Here is a 16,416-nt window from a genome sequence, read left to right as displayed (position 1 = left end):
TCCCGAAAACATTTCTAATACTGTCTTATGAGTGCCTCCCTAACACTCGCAATCTTTTCCTTTTTATTCTTCTGTTGTATCAGATAGTTCTGCTTTTTCTTCCTCAGACTGTACCGGCTGTTCAGTTTCTTCCATTTTCATTTCAATTCTCTGTTTCTGTGGCTCTTCCTCTTCTTCAATTCCCTGTACTTCGCGGAAAATCTTCATAAATTCTTTGCCGGTGATTGTTTCTTTTTCGATTAAGAATGCTGCAATCTTATCCAATGCCTCACGGTTTTCTGAAAGAAGACGTTTTGCTTCCTCATAGGCATCTTTCAACATCTTCATTACCTCTCTGTCGATTTCTGCCGCCGTTTCCTCGCCACAATTTGTTACCGGACGTCCGTCCAAATATTTATGCTGAACAGATTCTAAACCGATTAAACCAAATTTCTCGGACATACCATACTGTGTAATCATTGCTCTGGCAATCTTTGTCGCCTTTTCAATATCATTAGAAGCACCTGTTGTTACTGTATCAAAGACAATCTCTTCCGCTGCCCTACCTGCAAGCATACCTACAAGCATTGCTTCCAATTCTTTCTTCGTATTCAGGAATTTCTCTTCTTCAGGCGTCTGCATAACATATCCTAAAGCTCCCATTGTTCTCGGTACGATTGTAATCTTCTGAACAGGTTCTGCATCTTTTTGCAATGCACTTACAAGCGCGTGTCCTACCTCATGATATGATACAATTCTTCTTTCTTCCGCATTCATAATACGGTCTTTCTTCTCTTTTCCGACAAGGACTACTTCCACTGCCTCAAATAAATCTGCCTGTGAAACAACCTGTCTGCCATTCTTAACCGCATTGATTGCAGCCTCATTTATCATATTTGCAAGGTCTGAGCCTACTGCCCCTGAAGTCGCAAGAGCAATTGCTTCCAAATCAACCGTTTCATCCATTTTGACATCTTTTGCGTGTACTTTCAATACATCTATACGGCCTTTCAAATCCGGCGCATCTACGATAATACGTCTGTCAAAACGTCCCGGTCTTAACAGTGCCGGATCAAGAATTTCCGGTCTGTTTGTAGCCGCTAATAATAAAAGCCCTTTGTCTGTATCAAAACCGTCCATCTCTGCTAATAACTGGTTCAATGTCTGCTCACGCTCATCATTACTTCCCATAGCATTGTCACGACTCTTTCCGATAGCATCAATCTCATCAATGAAAATAATACATGGCGCCATAGACTGTGCCTGTTTAAATAAATCTCTCACTCGTGATGCACCTACACCGACATACATTTCCACAAATGCTGAACCCGAAAGTGAAAAGAAAGGTACTTTTGCTTCTCCCGCAACAGCCTTTGCCAAAAGTGTTTTACCTGTTCCCGGAGGTCCTACAAGCAATGCACCCTTTGGAAGTTTTGCACCGATACTTGTATATTTACCCGGATTATGAAGGAAATCAACAACTTCCTGTAAAGATTCCTTCGCCTCATCCTGACCTGCCACATCCTTAAATGTAACACCGGTCTGTTTCTCCACATACATCTTGGCATTACTCTTGCCAATTCCCATCATACCTCCGCCCTTAGACATTTTTCTCATAAAGAATGAGAACACTCCAAATAACAGCAATGTAGGCAATACTAATGTAAGCATAATATTCCAGAAAATCTCAGAACCTGAATCCGGAATTTCCTGTGCATATTTTACTTTTGCTTTGTATAATCGTTCTGATAAAGTATCATCTTTCACAACACCCGTATAATATTTCGGTGCTACTGCCGGAAACATAAGTTCCGAATCCTTGCTGCCGTCTTTTTTCTTCGGGGTAATCTCTATTTTATCCGAAGCAATCTTGACTTTCGCTACTTTTCCTTCATCGACCATCTTTAAAAACTGATCGTAAGTAATCTCTTTCGGATTGCTTCCCGGCATAAACTGATATAACGCCAACACTAAGAATAATGTCATCAGTGTTGTAAAAAGAATAATACCCCAACCCTGTTTGTTGTTTTTCTGGTTTTTATTCTTATTTTTATTATTTTGATTGTCCATATCCTTCCTCCTATTTCTCATCTATTCTATTATAAAGATGGCTTTCCCATAAATCAATAAAAAGATTGTGAAAACTACCATTCATTTCTAAAACTTCTATTAAATAGTTTTAGACAAATCTATATTTTTGTAGTATACTGTTTTTTTAGGTGTAACAAGTTACTTATACAAATTAAAGGAAGAGGAAGCAAGTTTATGAAAATCGGATTTGATAATGACAAGTATTTAAAAATGCAATCGGAGCATATCCGTGAACGCATCAACCAATTTGATAACAAATTGTATTTAGAATTTGGAGGAAAACTATTTGATGACTATCACGCATCCAGAGTGTTGCCGGGGTTTGCCCCTGACAGTAAACTCCGCCTCCTCATGCAACTTTCCGATCAGGCGGAAATAGTTATTGTTATCAGTGCGGGAGATATTGAAAAAAATAAAATTCGCGGTGATTTAGGAATCACATATGATACGGACGTTCTTCGTTTAATGGAAGCATTTAAGGAAAATGGTCTGTTTGTTGGAAGTGTTGTAATTACTCAATATTCCGGACAGAGCAGCGCCAACTTATTTAAGAGCAAACTGGAACATTTAGGAATTAAAGTATATATTCATTATTGCATCGAAGGTTATCCTTCAAACATTCCTCTCATTGTCAGCGATGACGGATACGGCAAAAATGATTATATTGAAACTTCAAGACCTCTTGTTATCATTACTGCCCCAGGTCCCGGCAGCGGAAAGATGGCAACCTGCCTTTCTCAACTCTATCATGAACATAAGCGTGGTGTTCGTGCCGGATACGCCAAATTTGAAACCTTCCCTATTTGGAACATTCCGCTAAAACATCCCGTAAATCTTGCTTATGAGGCCGCTACTGCCGACTTAAATGATGTCAACATGATTGACCCTTTCCATTTAGAAACATATGGTGTGACTACGGTAAACTATAATCGTGACGTAGAAATTTTCCCTGTACTCGACGCAATTTTCGAGAAAATTTATGGCGAAAATCCTTACAAATCTCCAACCGATATGGGCGTAAATATGGTTGGCAACTGTATTTCTGACGATGAAGTCTGCCGCAACGCTTCTAAACAGGAAATTATCCGCAGATACTATGATGCATTGAACGGACTTGCTGAAGGCACTCATTCAGAAGAAGAAATTTTTAAAATCGAATTGTTAATGAAACAGGCTCACGTTACAACCTCTGATCGTATTGTTGTTTCTGCCGCTTTAAAACGTGCCGAAGAAACAGGAGCGCCTGCTGCTGCAATTGAATTAGATGACGGAACAATTATTACAGGAAAAACTTCAAACTTACTCGGGGCATCTGCCGCTCTTCTATTGAATGCATTAAAATACTTATGCAAAATAGACGATGAACTCCATATGATTTCACCGGAAGCGATTGAACCGATTCAGACATTAAAGACCAAATATCTCGGAAGTAAAAACCCTCGCCTACACACAGACGAAGTTCTTCTCGCTCTGTCTATTAGTGCGGCATCTAATCCTAATGCTGAACTTGCCTTAGAGCAGATTCCAAAATTAAAAGGTTGTCAGGTGCATACAACTGTTCGTTTATCTTCCGTAGATGTGAAAATGTTTAAACGTCTTGGAATTCAATTAACAACAGAGTCAAAGGACGAAAATAAACGAATTTATCAATAAAGAAAAGGAAAGAGGCTATAAATCGTCTCTTTCCTTTTCTCTATTTGGAAACGCCTATAATCGTCGCTCCCATTTTTTCCAGTTTCTCCTGCTCTTCCTTATTAAATACTTTGTCTGTCACAACACCAGTATAATCTCCCAGACAATTAATCTTTGACATTGCCTGTCTACCGAATTTTGAACTGTCCACCGCCAAATAAACATTTCTGCATTGCTTTGGCGTTTCCCGTTTCAACCACATTTTGTCTACAGTAGGCGTCATCACTTCAAATTCATCATTTATGGAAGCCGCACCAAAAAATCCTATATCAAATTTAAAATCCTTTAACATTTGTGTCGCATACCGTCCAAACATACTTCCTGTAGACTTTTGTACATATCCTCCGCAGAGAAATAATTCTGCCTGACTGTTTTTCAGCAACTGTGCAATTTCCAAATCATTTGTCACAACTAAAATATCCGGTATTTCCATAATCTTTCTCGCAATTTCATAAGTTGTCGTCCCCGCATCCAAAAACACAGTATTTCCCGAAGACACATATTCCGCACATTTCTCCGCGATTGCCACCTTTTCTTCGCAATGACTTGTCTGCTTATCAATATAAGTCACTTCCTGTTTCACTACCGCTCCGCCGTGACAACGCTCAATTTTTCCGTCCTGCTGTAGTTTTAATAAATCCCGTCTTATCGTCATTGTACTTACTTGTAATTTCTGTGCCAACTCTTCAACATGTACACTCCCATATTTACGAAGGAATTCTGTAATTTTCTCTCTTCTTTCTGCCGCCAGCATATCGTTCTCTCCTTGCTCTCCCGTACTTTCTTACGCCAAGTATACCATAATTTATTAAAAAAAACACCTGAAATACTGCGTTTCATCACGCAATATTCCAAGTGTTCCTCTTACATAAATATACTCAATATCAAGACTTCTACTACACCGACTGCCCACGCTACCGTTGAAGTAACTGACCAGACACGAAGTTGGTCTTTCGCCTCGCTGACTCCTAATGTTCGGTTAACTACCCAGAAATAACTATCATTAAAGTAACTGAAGAATAATGAACCTACGCAGCAGGCGATTGCACCTAAAAGCGGGCTTGCACCTGAAGCAATAATAATCGGAGCAGAAATACTTGCCGCCGTTGTCATGGCTACTGTTCCGGAGCCTTGAATAAATCTCATTGCCGTAGCAATCAACAATGGTAAAATAATAATTGGAATTGCTGTTTCTGCAAGTCCTTCTGCCATGAAGTTTCCAAGTCCTGAATCTTTAATAATCTGTCCAAGAGCACCACCACCGCCTGTAACAAGCATAATGATACCTGCGGACATCATTCCTTTTTCCATTTCTGCTAATGCTGTATGTCTATCTAATTTTCTTCCCAATGTGAAAATAGCCACTACTAATCCAAGTCCTACCGCAATAATCGGCTGTCCTAAGAAGATAAGTACACTCATAAACCCTTTTGTCTGCCCCATTGCCGTTGCAACTGTATTAATTAAAATCAAAATAATAGGAATAATCAATGGCATAAATGATTCTAATACACTCGGAAGTCCTTGCATATCCATAGAAAATGCAGCATCATAATCCGGTTCCTGATATTTTGCTTCTACAATTTCCCCATTCTCATTTGGAATACGATAGTATTTTTTTGACAGATACAATCTTGAATATGCGATACAGGCAATCGCCATAGGAATTGCCAAAAGGATAGACATTAAAATAAAACTTCCAACATCAATTCCAAAAATGCCGCATACCCCCAATGGTCCCGGTGTAGGCGGAACTAAAGAATGTGTGATAACAAGTCCCGCTGCCAACGCAACACCTAAACCGATAACTGATTTTTTCGTTACTCTTGAAATCGCCTTTGCAATCGGAGAAAGTACAACAAATCCTGAGTCACAAAAAATCGGAATAGATACGAGAAATCCGGTAAAAGCCAACGCCTCTTCTTCTCTTTTCTTACCGAACAATTTCAAAAAAGTATGAGCCATTCGTTTTGCCGCTCCGGTCACTTCAAAGATTTGTCCCATCATAACTCCAAAACCAATTATAATTCCGATACTGGATAACGTTCCGCCAAATCCTGTCGTAATTGAATTTAAAATTCCAAATGTTGTTCCGTCTTCCAATGTAATATTATTCAATGGCATTCCGCCTACAACACCTACAATAACCGTACAAATGATTAATGCTAAGAACGCCTGTATTTTTGTCTTTAATACTAAAAAAATTAATACTGCAATCCCAATTGCAAGTCCGAGTAACATTCTTTCTCCACTAAGTCCATTTACCATAATTCTGCCCCCTCCTATCTTTTAAAATTCGGAGCATATTTTGCTGCGAGCAGAATGGCTTCAATCATGCTGACCGCGCTCACTACTCCTTTGCCTGCAATATCAAACGCTGTTCCATGGTCTACCGATGTTCTGAGAATTGGCATTCCATTTGTAATCGCAATTGTTTTCTCAAAATCCAATGTTTTTGTAGCAATATGACCTTGATCATGGTACAGAGATAACACACTACTGTATTTTCCCTGTGCCGCCTGATGAAATACAGAATCTGCTCCTATCGGTCCTTCCACACGATAGCCCTGTTTTTTCAATTCTTCTACTGCCGGAGCAATTTCTTCTACTTCTTCGCAACCAAATAATCCATGCTCTCCACTGTGTGGATTTAATCCCGCTATTGCCATAACTCCGTCTGTCACGCCTAATTTTTCCAATGCTTCCGTACAACGTTTTACATAATCTATAATTCTGTCCTTTTTAATCATATCGAGCATTTCCCTTAACGAAACGTGTCTTGTAAGGAAAAATACTCGCAACCCATTTGTCTCAAACATAGTCAACGGGTCTTCCGTATGTGTTAATGCACCGAAAATCTCAGTATGACCGATAAAATTAATACCGCCTGCACGGAGAGATTCTTTATTAATCGGAGTAGTAGCAACCGCATCTACTTTTCCTTCATTTGCCAATTCAATACTTTTTTCAATATAGTCATACGCAGCCTTTCCGCACATTCCGTTCACCTTTCCAAATGCAAATTGGCTCATATCCATATTGTCTATATGAATAAGATTTAAAATTCCTTCCCGATAATCTCCCTGTTCTACTTCTTCAATTACATTGATTGTCAAATCTTCTCCTGTAATTTTAATGGCATTTTCCATAACCTCTTTGTTTCCGACAATCACACAATTTGCAACTTCCGAAACTTCTTTTGACGCTACAGATTTTGCAACAATCTCCGGTCCAACGCCCGCCGGGTCCCCTATAGGAACTGCTATAAATGATTTGTTCATACTTTTCTCCTCCTTAGATGTATAATTTTTCTTTTAAATATGTAATACAGCAATTAATGGCGTTACTCTCTCCCTGACTTCCTCCTTTCGTAATAATATGTACACCGTCAAACTCGCCTTTTAAAAACTGTCCGTATGCCGCCAAAGGAAGTACTTCGTCTTCCAGTAAAAGACCTGCCGTTTTAAACTTCCTGCAAACAGCCACCGTTATATCTCCACCGCTTGTATAAAGTCCTTTAAAACTTGTTTCTTCTTTGAAAATACGATAAGTAATTTCCGCAAAAGCGCTATTGATACGATCGGTAACTTCATCCATTGAACAATTATACCTTTCCATATATGGCGTGAAATCAATTCTGTTCTCAGGATAAATACCATCTCCTACTACTGTGGACACAATATTTTTACTACTCTCTGCTAAAATTTCTTCTGTCACCCGTTCGATTTCTTTTGCTCTTCTTGTTTCTCCTTCCAGTAATTCTCTTGTCTGTACAAATACGTTGTGCGTACGCTGTGACAGCCACAATTCTTCAATCTGATTTTTTGTATTTGGATTTACACTTCCGACTACTGCAAGTATTCGGCTCTTCTCTTTTTTCTCAACGGGAACAATTAATTTTCTTGACAACGTTGCTGTAAATACACCCGGGTCCACTGCCACCGTTTTTAATCCGCTTGTAATAACCGCATCTGCAATCAAATCCAAGTCTTCCTGCGTCACACAATCTAAAACTAAAATTCTGCTTCCCGCATTTACGCATTCTTTCATTTTGTCCGCCAGATAATGTTTTCCGTGCATCAAATCTTTCATACAGATTAATGACACCTTATATTTACTCTGTTCTTCAAATAGTACTGCGATTTCTGATTTCGTAACCGGAGTTTTTGGGTCTATTGCAATGTCCGTCTTATGTAAAGGAATACCGTTCACTAGCATATATCCGCCAATCGCAATTCTCTTTGAACTTGGAAAGCACGGTGCAACAATCGCCACATAATCCTCACCAAGTTCATCTAACATTGCATCCGTCTCACTTCCCAAATTTCCTCTGAGCGTACTGTCAATTCTCTTTGCATACACTTTCACATCATCATGCTTTAGCAATTTGCATACATTTCTTACTCGATTATAAGATATTTCCGCATCTACTCCTCTGCTGTCTGTCGGATATAATACGCAATCACAATCCGATAACATTTCCAGTTCAATTCGTTCCATATTCATAACGGTGTATGCCCTATAGTTCATTTTTTTCAACAGAACTCCCGTAGCATTCGCTCCCGTTAAATCATCTGCTATTACCACACATTGCGGCATATTCTCACTTCCTCTCCTTTAACATTTTGTTCATATTCACCCATTCTTCCGAGTTTGTTTGTGTTTGAATTTGTTTTGTTATGTTATTTTGTTTTAGATTACTACATATTCAAATATTTGTAAATAGTTTTTCATTAAAATTGTTTGATTTTCTCTATAATCGAACACTTTCAAACATTCATAATCATATACCTTTCGACTAAAAATTAAATATACTATATTGGGCTTAAAGAATACTTATATAATTCATTCATTAGGAGGTGGATCTATGAACAAGAAATCTTTTAAGAAATACGCAATTATTTTCTTTTCTATCCTTCTCTTCATCGGATTGCTGTGTGCCATACAATTCCTGTACTCCGCCTACAAAACTCCAATGATAGAAAAGAAATCACAAACTTTACAGGGATTTTTACTGATAAAAGATACACAGGACAAACTTCCCGTAGAAGTAAATATCCATTTCGAACTATCCACTTATCGTTTTCACAACGAAACAGCCTCCGTACAGGGCAAGATAACTGCCACATATAAAGGAAAAGAAATATATTCCACCGACTTTTATAGTTCCAATATAGAAAGAAACTATATTGCTGTGGAAAATAATACTTCTTTTCCGTCTACAATTGTGGCATTTACCAAAAATTTTGATTGTTTTTTACTTGGTGTTCCAACGAAAGATATTTCTTCGATAGAAAATATTAGAAATGAGGAAACCGCACTTTTCACGGTTTCCCAAGAAACAACTAAAGATTTTAAACAGATTTTTTCACTCTTCCCCGAAAATTCTAAACAGGTAAATGAGTGGCTTATAAAAAATCAGTGGAAATAATTATAAGAACATCGCAAAGACAGATGCTCCCACCACTGTCATCAGTCCCGAAACTACGATTGAAAGACTGCTCATAGCCCCTTCCACTTCTCCAATTTCCAACGCCTTCGCCGTTCCGATGGCGTGGGCGGAAGTGCCAAACGCAAGTCCTACCGCAATCGGTTCATAAATCTTAAACACTTTACAGACCGCCTGTCCGATTACATTTCCAAGCACTCCTGTCACAATAATAACCGCAACGGTAATTGTTGTAATTCCGCCAAGTTCATCTGCCACCCCTATTCCAATGGCAGTCGTGATAGACTTTGGCAATAAAGTAACATATTCCCTATGGGACAATCCAAACATATAGGACATTGCCAAAATACTCAGCAAACTGGAAAGTACACCGGAGAAAATACCGAGAAAAATCGCCAGCCCATTCTTTTTTAACAAGGTAATCTGCTGATACAACGGAATGGCAAGCGCCACCGTTGCAGGTGTCAAAAGATAACTTAAATATTTTGCCGTTTCATTATATGTATCATAATCAATATCAAAAAGAAGAAGAAAGCCGACAACAAATAAAATCGAAATAAGAAGCGGATTTAAAATTCCCCATTTTAATTTCTTCTTTAAGAACAATCCGATACCGTAACCGACAATGCTGATTGTCACTCCAAAATAAACGGATTCGGTAAGTAATTCTTTCATGACTCTATTTCCTCCCGTTTTCTCATGCGAATGACTGCCTGTGTAACTTTTCCTGTACAAACCATAACAATGACTGTCGTTACAAATGTAATCACCACTACCGGCACTAAAATTTCCTGCAAATCCGCCCAAGCCGCAATAATTCCTACCGCTGCCGGAATAAACATCGGCGGCATAATATCAATCAGAAAATCACCCGCTACTTTTACCTGACTTAATTTTACAATCTTTGTACACAGACAAAAAAGCATAAGTAAAAGCCCGTAAATACTTGCAGGAATCGGAAGAGGAATAACGCTGTGTAAAACCTCCCCGATAAATGTTACGGTTAAAATAATACCAAACTGATATAATAATTTCATTTTCTTATCCTTTGCTATAATAATATTTTTTCTAAATCGTTCACCTTTTCCGCAATATATGTTGCACCATGACTTTCCAACTCTTCACGTTCCCCAAAGCCGTAAAGAACACCTACAGAATCCACTCCACACGCTTTTGCACCCATGATGTCATGTTCCTTATCGCCAATCATCACCACTTTATTCAAGTCTGTAATGCCATTTTGTTCTAAAGCATACTGTATCACTTCCGCCTTATTTACTCTCGTACCATCTAGTTCACTTCCCGCGATAAACGTAAAATAGTCTTTTAATCCAAAATGCTTCAATATTTTTTCAGAATATACTGTTGGTTTTGATGTAGCAACAATAAGCGTTTTCCCCTGTTCTTTAAGTTTACTCAACACTTCAGGAACACCTTCATACACTTCATTTTCATATAAACCGACAGTTGCAAAACGTTCTCTATATTTTTCAACTGCCTTATTCCCCTCTTCATCCGTCATATCATAATATTTTATAAAAGATTCTTTTAGTGGCGGACCGATAAATTTTCTAAGTTCCTCCAAGTTTTCCGTATGTATACCAAAATCCTCTAAAGCATAGGCAACACAGGTTGTAATTCCAAGTTGCGAGTTTGTAAGTGTTCCATCCAAATCAAATAAAATGTATTGATAATCTTTCATCTGTTTTCCTCCTTCAAAATAATGAAGGGACGCACACCGTCCCTCTTCTTATCCCCTAACTTTTTTCTTTACATTCCACTCCCCGATAACTTCATTTACAGTAGAAACCGTCACAAAAGCACGCATATCCACCGTATGCAGATATTCAAGAAGTTTTCCGTATTCATTCTGTGTAAGAATTGTCACAATTTCAATTCTCTCTGTCTTATTATATCCTCCCATGGCTGTATACAATGTCACACCACGTTTCAATTCTTCTGTAATAAATTTTTGTACAACTTCATAGTGATCTGATAAAATACAGACACGTTTTCTTCGATTAAATCCACCGATAAAGTTATCAATAACAATACCGTTTACATAAGTGGCCAAAATACTTAAAATGACTTCCTTTGTACCGTATACTAAAATAGAACTTACGGCAACGCACATTCCCGTAATCGTCATCGCCTTTCCTATTTCTACATGAAGATATTTGTTTACAATTTTTGCCACAATATCAAGTCCGCCTGATGACGCATTTGCATTGAACAACATGGCAAGTCCCACGCTCACAACAAGTATATAACATATCGTATCGATTAAAATATCTCCTGTCAGCGATTTATTATTTGGCACGATTTTTTCAAAGATAAATAAAAATGCCGGAAGCATAATGGACGTATACACCGTTTTTGCTCCAAATTCCTTCCCGATAAAAATAAATCCAATAACGAGCAATACCGCATTTAAAATAAATGTCATTACGGAAATCGGAAGCGGAACAAAGTTTGCAAGCACAATAACAAGACCGGACAAACTTCCCACAATGACATTGCTAGGTATCATGAAAAAGTACACTGCCATTGAAATAATAAAGATACCAAGCGTAATAACACCATATTCTTTGATAAACTTTTTCTTATCCATGTTTTTCCTCCTGATTTAACTTTCCTTAAATAAAATATCATGATTCATCGTCTGATAAAAAGTTTTCTTGATTTCCTCAAAATTCAAATCCGGCAGGGTCATAATCCACATCAGTTTCGTAATAATGGATTCTAATGTCATATCATATCCTTCAATCAAATCAAAATCCTGTTTTACTTTTTGTCCAACTTCATACACCGTCATATTGCTTCCTTCATTTGCAACCTGCGTTGTCATAACGACTAATTTTCCCTTTTCCTGCCATGCTGACATCTGTTCATAAAACTCATGAACTATACTTTCCGGCATTCCTCCCACGCCAAAACTTTCAATCACAATACAGTCATAGTCTTTAAAAATATAAGATAAAATATCCGGTTTCATCCCCGGTATAAGTTTCAGCACATAAATACTGTTTTTCATCTCGTGATAAAAACGTACACGGTTTTTATGAGGTATCGTTGGAATGTAACGAATAATATTACCGTCCTGAATAACTGCAACATATGGGAAATTAATACTTTCAAAGGCATTATAACTTTTCGCCCTTACTTTTTTTGCCCTTGTTCCTACGATTACCTTCCCATCAAATACAATATTAACATCCTGTGATTCATCATCTGCCGCATAAATAAAACTATCTAATAAATTCGTCTTAGCATCTGTTACGTCCATGTTAATCGGCTTTTGAGCGCCGGTAATAACAATCGGTTTTCTTGAATTTTGGATCATATAAGAAAGCGCTGAAGCCGTATATGCTAATGTATCTGTTCCATGGCAGATAACAAACCCATCATATTTATCATACTGTTCTTCAATCATCTTAGACAATATTGTCCAATGTTCAGGAGTTACATTCGTACTGTCTATATTGCAAACCTGCATTGTTCTAACCTCACAAACCTGCTCTACCTGTGGAATGTAAGATAAAATATCTTCTGAGGACAATCCCGGTTTCAATCCGTTTTCCGTCTTTTTGGACGCAATCGTTCCCCCTGTTCCAATCATCAATATTCTTTTTCTCATCTGAAGTTTTCTCCTCTGTTTCAAATTAACATTATTATTTTATCGCAAGACGAAAAGATAATCAACCCAATCATTGATTACCCAAAATTTCTCTCTACCAGCCTACAATATTCCTCATAAGCAGGAAGCCCCTGCAAACTGCGAAGAGATTTTTTGATTTCCTTATAATACCAGCCGATTACCTGTTTATCCTTCATACGAAAACGATTCCAAAGTTCTTCCTTATATAGAGGATAATCTCTGTCAATATCCCGTATATTTGATAATTTATCCGCCAGTCCTATATACTGCACTTCCGATGACGCCGTTTTTAACCGTTCAATCGTTGCACTCTTTCTCTCTTTCCAACTTTTTGTCTTATCTTCACTTTCATGCAACACCAACTCCGTAATTCTTTCTCCAAATTCCTGTCTTAATATCTCTTCCGTCACTTCCGCACAGTCTTCAATCGTATCGTGTAAAATGCCTGCCGCAATCACTTCCTCATCGGCAGTCATCTCCGACAAAATCTTTCCTACTTCAAGCGGATGAACAATATAAGGCCTGTCCGTCCCTTTTCTAAACTGACCTTCGTGTGCCTTTGTTGCAAATTGGATTGCTTTTTCTACCATAGACATTTTCCTTTCTTTTTCCGTTGTGCAGTTATAGTTTTATCATACCACTTTTCCCTGTCAGTAAAAAGGATTTTCCTTTCATTCTTCCTTTTTTTCATATATAATATCAAAAGATGCTATATGGAGGAAATAAATCTATGGATAAACGAAATGTACTTATTACCGGAGCGTCACGGGGCATTGGAAAAGCCATCGCCCTTCTCTTTGCAGAGAAAGGGTTCCGTGTCTTTATAAACTGCACGCGTTCCATTTCCACTTTAGAAAAAGTGAAAGAAGAAATTGACTTAATGGACACTAGTGAATGTCATCTCGTTATTGGAGATGTCGGAAACCCTGATGATGTTGCGAAAATGTTTGCCAAAATAAACCGACACTGTGACGGCATTGACATTTTAATTAACAATGCCGGAATTTCTTATATTGGTCTTCTCACGGATATGACAACTGATGAGTGGAATACTTTACTGCAAACTAACCTTTCTTCTGCTTTCTACTGTGCAAAAGAGGTAATTCCTCATATGGTTTCCCAAAAATCCGGAAAAATCATACAGATTTCTTCCATTTGGGGAAGCGTAGGAGCATCCTGTGAAGTTGCTTATTCCGCTGCCAAATCGGGATTGCACGGATTTACGAAAGCGCTTGCAAAAGAACTTGCCCCAAGTAATATCCAAGTCAATGCGATTGCCTGTGGTGCAATCGATACTGTTATGAATCAACAACTCGACAAAGAAGAGCGTCTTGCGTTGGAAGATGAAATCCCGGCAGGTCGATTCGGACTTCCCGAAGAAGTGGCTCGACTTACATTTGACATTGCCACAGGGCATAATTATATGACAGGTCAGATTATCGGCTTAGACGGTGGCTGGTAATATGCAAAATAGGTGAAAGCAAAATGCTTTCACCTATTTTATCAATGCCTGTATTTTCTTAAATGTATCTGTTCCCGCTTTTTCCAAAAGTTCAAACAGAATAGATTCGTAAGTCGTTAAAATAACGCCCTCCTGTTTTGCCCTCTCAAGTGCAATCTCCTTATTGTGTAATTTACGGGAAGAAAGACAATCTTCTACCAAAACCGGAACATATCCTTTTTCTTTCAAATCAATCAACGTCTGCAATACGCATATATGTGCCTCAATTCCACATACAATTACAAACTTTTTCCCTTGAATTTTTTCTTCTACTGCTTCAAATGAACTGAACGCAATTTTTTCCAAAGGTTCATATTCACCAAGTACATTCTCAATTTCCTTCACAGTCGGCCCAATCCCCTTCGTATACTGTTGAGTAACGATAATCGGAATCCCTAATTCTTTTAAACCTGCTAAAAGAATTGCTGTATTTTTGAGCAATTCCTCCTTCTCATACATAACCGGCATTAGTCTTTCCTGATAATCTACCACAATGGCAATTGTATCTTTCGCATTTATTCTCATAATATACTGCCTCCTATTTTAAATCCAGTTCAACAGGACAGTGGTCTGAACCGAATACGTCCGTCAAAATTTTCGCATCCGCAAGTCTTTCTTCCAAACTTTTTGATACGCAGAAATAGTCAATTCTCCAACCTGCATTCTTTTCGCGTGCCTTAAAACGATATGACCACCAAGAATACATTCCCTCCATTTCAGGATAAAAATAACGGAATGTATCTATAAATCCCGCATCCAAAAGTTCCCCGAATTTTTCTCTCTCCTCATCGGTAAACCCTGCGTTTTTCCGATTCGTCTTCGGATTTTTCAAGTCAATTTCCTTATGTGCAACATTTAAGTCACCACAGAAAATAACCGGTTTCTTCTCTTCCAGTTTTTTCAAATATGCTAAGAAATCCGTTTCCCACTGCATACGATATTCTAATCTTGCCAATTCACTCTGCGAATTTGGTGTATATACTGTCACAAAATAAAACTCCGGAAACTCTAACGTAATTACTCGCCCCTCGTTGTCATGTTCTTCAATCCCCATTCCATATACAACTGAAAGAGGCTCTTCTTTCGTAAAAATCGCTGTACCCGAATATCCTTTTTTCTCCGCATAATTCCAGTACTGATGATACCCTTCTAAATCTAACTGTAATTGTCCTTCCTGCATTTTACTTTCCTGTATACAAAATATATCTGCATCCGCCTGATGAAAAAAATCTAAAAATCCTTTCTGTACACAGGCACGGATCCCATTTACATTCCACGAAATCAGTTTCATTTTCCAGCCTCCTTAATTTAATATTCTACTTTTTTTAATGTAAGGGCAAGCGCCGGCACCAAAAATCCCGCTTTCGCCCTCTCCTTTGTTCTCAATGCCTCTCCCACACTTTCCACACTTCTTTCTCCTGTCCCCACTTCCAAAAGTGTTCCTGTGAGAATGCGTACCTGATGGTACATAAACCCATTTCCATAGAAACAAAAATGTATCTTTTGTCCATGTTTTTCTATCTTCACACTATACAATTCACGAATCTTTGATTTCTCATCCTTTTTGTCCGTAAAGGCTGAAAAGTCATGCCTTCCGATAAGAAGAACCGCCGCTCTTTTCATTTTCTCTATATCCAGCACTCTTGTATAATGATAGCAATATTTCCTTGTAAACACATCCTGTTTCTCCCTTGTATCCACAACGTATTCATATATCTTTGCCACCGCATCCAAACGGCTATGAAAACGATTAGAGACAAGTTCCACATGGCAAATCCGAATATCCTCCGGTAATCTTTCATTTAATTTTCTTTGAAATACATTTTCTTCCACCTTGCCGGAAAGTTTTACATTTGCCACCTGACCGCTTGCATGAACACCGCCATCCGTTCTTCCGGAACCGTCTATCTCTACGGGATAGCCGACAACTTCCTCTATTGTCTTTTCTATAATGCCTTGGATTGTCAGCGAAGTAGTTGACTGTCTTTGCCACCCCTGATATTTTGTGCCATCATAGGCAATTATCATTTTATAATTTCTCATAGT

General features: G+C 38.2%; 17 protein-coding genes. 3 read left to right on the top strand and 14 right to left on the bottom strand.

Translation table 11 applies throughout. The features are described 5' to 3' along the window. Positions 1–63: 63 nt before the first annotated feature. Positions 64–2,049 carry an ATP-dependent zinc metalloprotease FtsH gene (gene ftsH / locus ACYPXO_RS04020; RefSeq protein ID WP_459639395.1) on the bottom strand — a complete coding sequence of 662 codons (1,986 nt, stop codon included), beginning with the start codon at positions 2,047–2,049 and terminating at the stop codon, positions 64–66. Positions 2,050–2,244: 195 nt separating this feature from the next. On the opposite strand from ftsH, the gene ACYPXO_RS04015 reads away from it, so the two are divergent. Further along, positions 2,245–3,723, top strand: coding sequence for a DUF1846 domain-containing protein (locus ACYPXO_RS04015; RefSeq protein ID WP_459639394.1), 1,479 nt, complete (start codon positions 2,245–2,247; stop codon positions 3,721–3,723). Between the two features lie 40 nt (positions 3,724–3,763). Here ACYPXO_RS04015 and ACYPXO_RS04010 read toward each other — a convergent pair whose 3' ends face one another. The 4 genes from ACYPXO_RS04010 to ACYPXO_RS03995 all read right to left on the bottom strand — a co-directional run bounded on the left by ACYPXO_RS04010 (position 3,764) and on the right by ACYPXO_RS03995 (position 8,361). Further along, a complete protein-coding gene (locus ACYPXO_RS04010; protein WP_459639393.1) occupies positions 3,764–4,516 on the bottom strand; it encodes a DeoR/GlpR family DNA-binding transcription regulator in 753 nt (250 codons plus the stop codon). A gap of 110 nt (positions 4,517–4,626) precedes the next feature. Further along, entirely contained in the window at positions 4,627–6,030 is a 1,404-nt protein-coding gene (locus tag ACYPXO_RS04005) for a GntP family permease (protein ID WP_459639392.1), read from the bottom strand. Positions 6,031–6,044: 14 nt separating this feature from the next. After that, entirely contained in the window at positions 6,045–7,043 is a 999-nt protein-coding gene (pdxA, locus tag ACYPXO_RS04000; RefSeq protein WP_459639391.1) for a 4-hydroxythreonine-4-phosphate dehydrogenase PdxA, read from the bottom strand. A 13-nt stretch (positions 7,044–7,056) separates the two neighbouring features. Continuing rightward, positions 7,057–8,361, bottom strand: a complete 1,305-nt coding sequence (locus ACYPXO_RS03995) for a four-carbon acid sugar kinase family protein (protein ID WP_459639390.1) — start codon at positions 8,359–8,361, stop codon at positions 7,057–7,059. Positions 8,362–8,629: 268 nt separating this feature from the next. Between ACYPXO_RS03995 and ACYPXO_RS03990 the strand changes: the two genes are divergently transcribed. Continuing rightward, complete coding sequence (locus ACYPXO_RS03990; protein WP_459639389.1) at positions 8,630–9,193, top strand: hypothetical protein; 564 nt, start codon at positions 8,630–8,632, stop codon at positions 9,191–9,193. Here the strand turns inward: ACYPXO_RS03990 and ACYPXO_RS03985 are convergent, their stop codons facing one another. From ACYPXO_RS03985 to ACYPXO_RS03960, 6 genes are all read right to left on the bottom strand, one after another. Continuing rightward, on the bottom strand, positions 9,194–9,886 hold the full coding sequence (locus tag ACYPXO_RS03985; RefSeq protein ID WP_459639388.1) for an LrgB family protein: 693 nt from the start codon (positions 9,884–9,886) through the stop codon (positions 9,194–9,196). Then, positions 9,883–10,248 carry a CidA/LrgA family protein gene (locus ACYPXO_RS03980; protein WP_459639387.1) on the bottom strand — a complete coding sequence of 122 codons (366 nt, stop codon included), beginning with the start codon at positions 10,246–10,248 and terminating at the stop codon, positions 9,883–9,885. The genes ACYPXO_RS03985 and ACYPXO_RS03980 overlap by 4 nt, the downstream gene beginning before the upstream one ends. 14 nt (positions 10,249–10,262) lie before the next feature. Continuing rightward, the gene (locus tag ACYPXO_RS03975; RefSeq protein WP_459639386.1) at positions 10,263–10,913 is read right to left on the bottom strand and encodes an HAD family hydrolase; all 651 of its coding nucleotides are present in this window, start codon (positions 10,911–10,913) and stop codon (positions 10,263–10,265) included. Between the two features lie 48 nt (positions 10,914–10,961). After that, entirely contained in the window at positions 10,962–11,822 is an 861-nt protein-coding gene (locus tag ACYPXO_RS03970) for a YitT family protein (protein ID WP_459639385.1), read from the bottom strand. A gap of 15 nt (positions 11,823–11,837) precedes the next feature. Next, entirely contained in the window at positions 11,838–12,848 is a 1,011-nt protein-coding gene (locus ACYPXO_RS03965; protein WP_459639384.1) for an asparaginase, read from the bottom strand. Between the two features lie 77 nt (positions 12,849–12,925). Continuing rightward, the gene (locus tag ACYPXO_RS03960; protein WP_459639383.1) at positions 12,926–13,459 is read right to left on the bottom strand and encodes an HD domain-containing protein; all 534 of its coding nucleotides are present in this window, start codon (positions 13,457–13,459) and stop codon (positions 12,926–12,928) included. A gap of 140 nt (positions 13,460–13,599) precedes the next feature. Here ACYPXO_RS03960 and ymfI point away from each other — a divergent pair, with 140 nt between their 5' ends. Then, entirely contained in the window at positions 13,600–14,331 is a 732-nt protein-coding gene (gene ymfI, locus ACYPXO_RS03955) for an elongation factor P 5-aminopentanone reductase (protein WP_459639382.1), read from the top strand. 33 nt (positions 14,332–14,364) lie between these two features. On the opposite strand, the gene ACYPXO_RS03950 is transcribed toward ymfI, so the two are convergent. Genes ACYPXO_RS03950 through truA form a run of 3 tightly spaced genes read right to left on the bottom strand, consistent with a single transcriptional unit; the run spans position 14,365 to position 16,413 of the window. Continuing rightward, positions 14,365–14,895 (bottom strand): isochorismatase family protein, encoded by a 531-nt coding sequence (locus tag ACYPXO_RS03950; protein WP_459639381.1) that lies wholly within the window; start codon positions 14,893–14,895, stop codon positions 14,365–14,367. A gap of 13 nt (positions 14,896–14,908) precedes the next feature. Further along, entirely contained in the window at positions 14,909–15,661 is a 753-nt protein-coding gene (locus ACYPXO_RS03945) for an exodeoxyribonuclease III (RefSeq protein WP_459639380.1), read from the bottom strand. A gap of 17 nt (positions 15,662–15,678) precedes the next feature. Further along, the gene (gene truA, locus ACYPXO_RS03940) at positions 15,679–16,413 is read right to left on the bottom strand and encodes a tRNA pseudouridine(38-40) synthase TruA (protein WP_459639379.1); all 735 of its coding nucleotides are present in this window, start codon (positions 16,411–16,413) and stop codon (positions 15,679–15,681) included. Positions 16,414–16,416: the final 3 nt, after the last annotated feature.

This window comes from Faecalimonas canis, from assembly GCF_054601575.1.
Note: the sequence above shows the minus strand (reverse complement) of the source record. Positions and strands in the feature narration are given on the sequence as shown.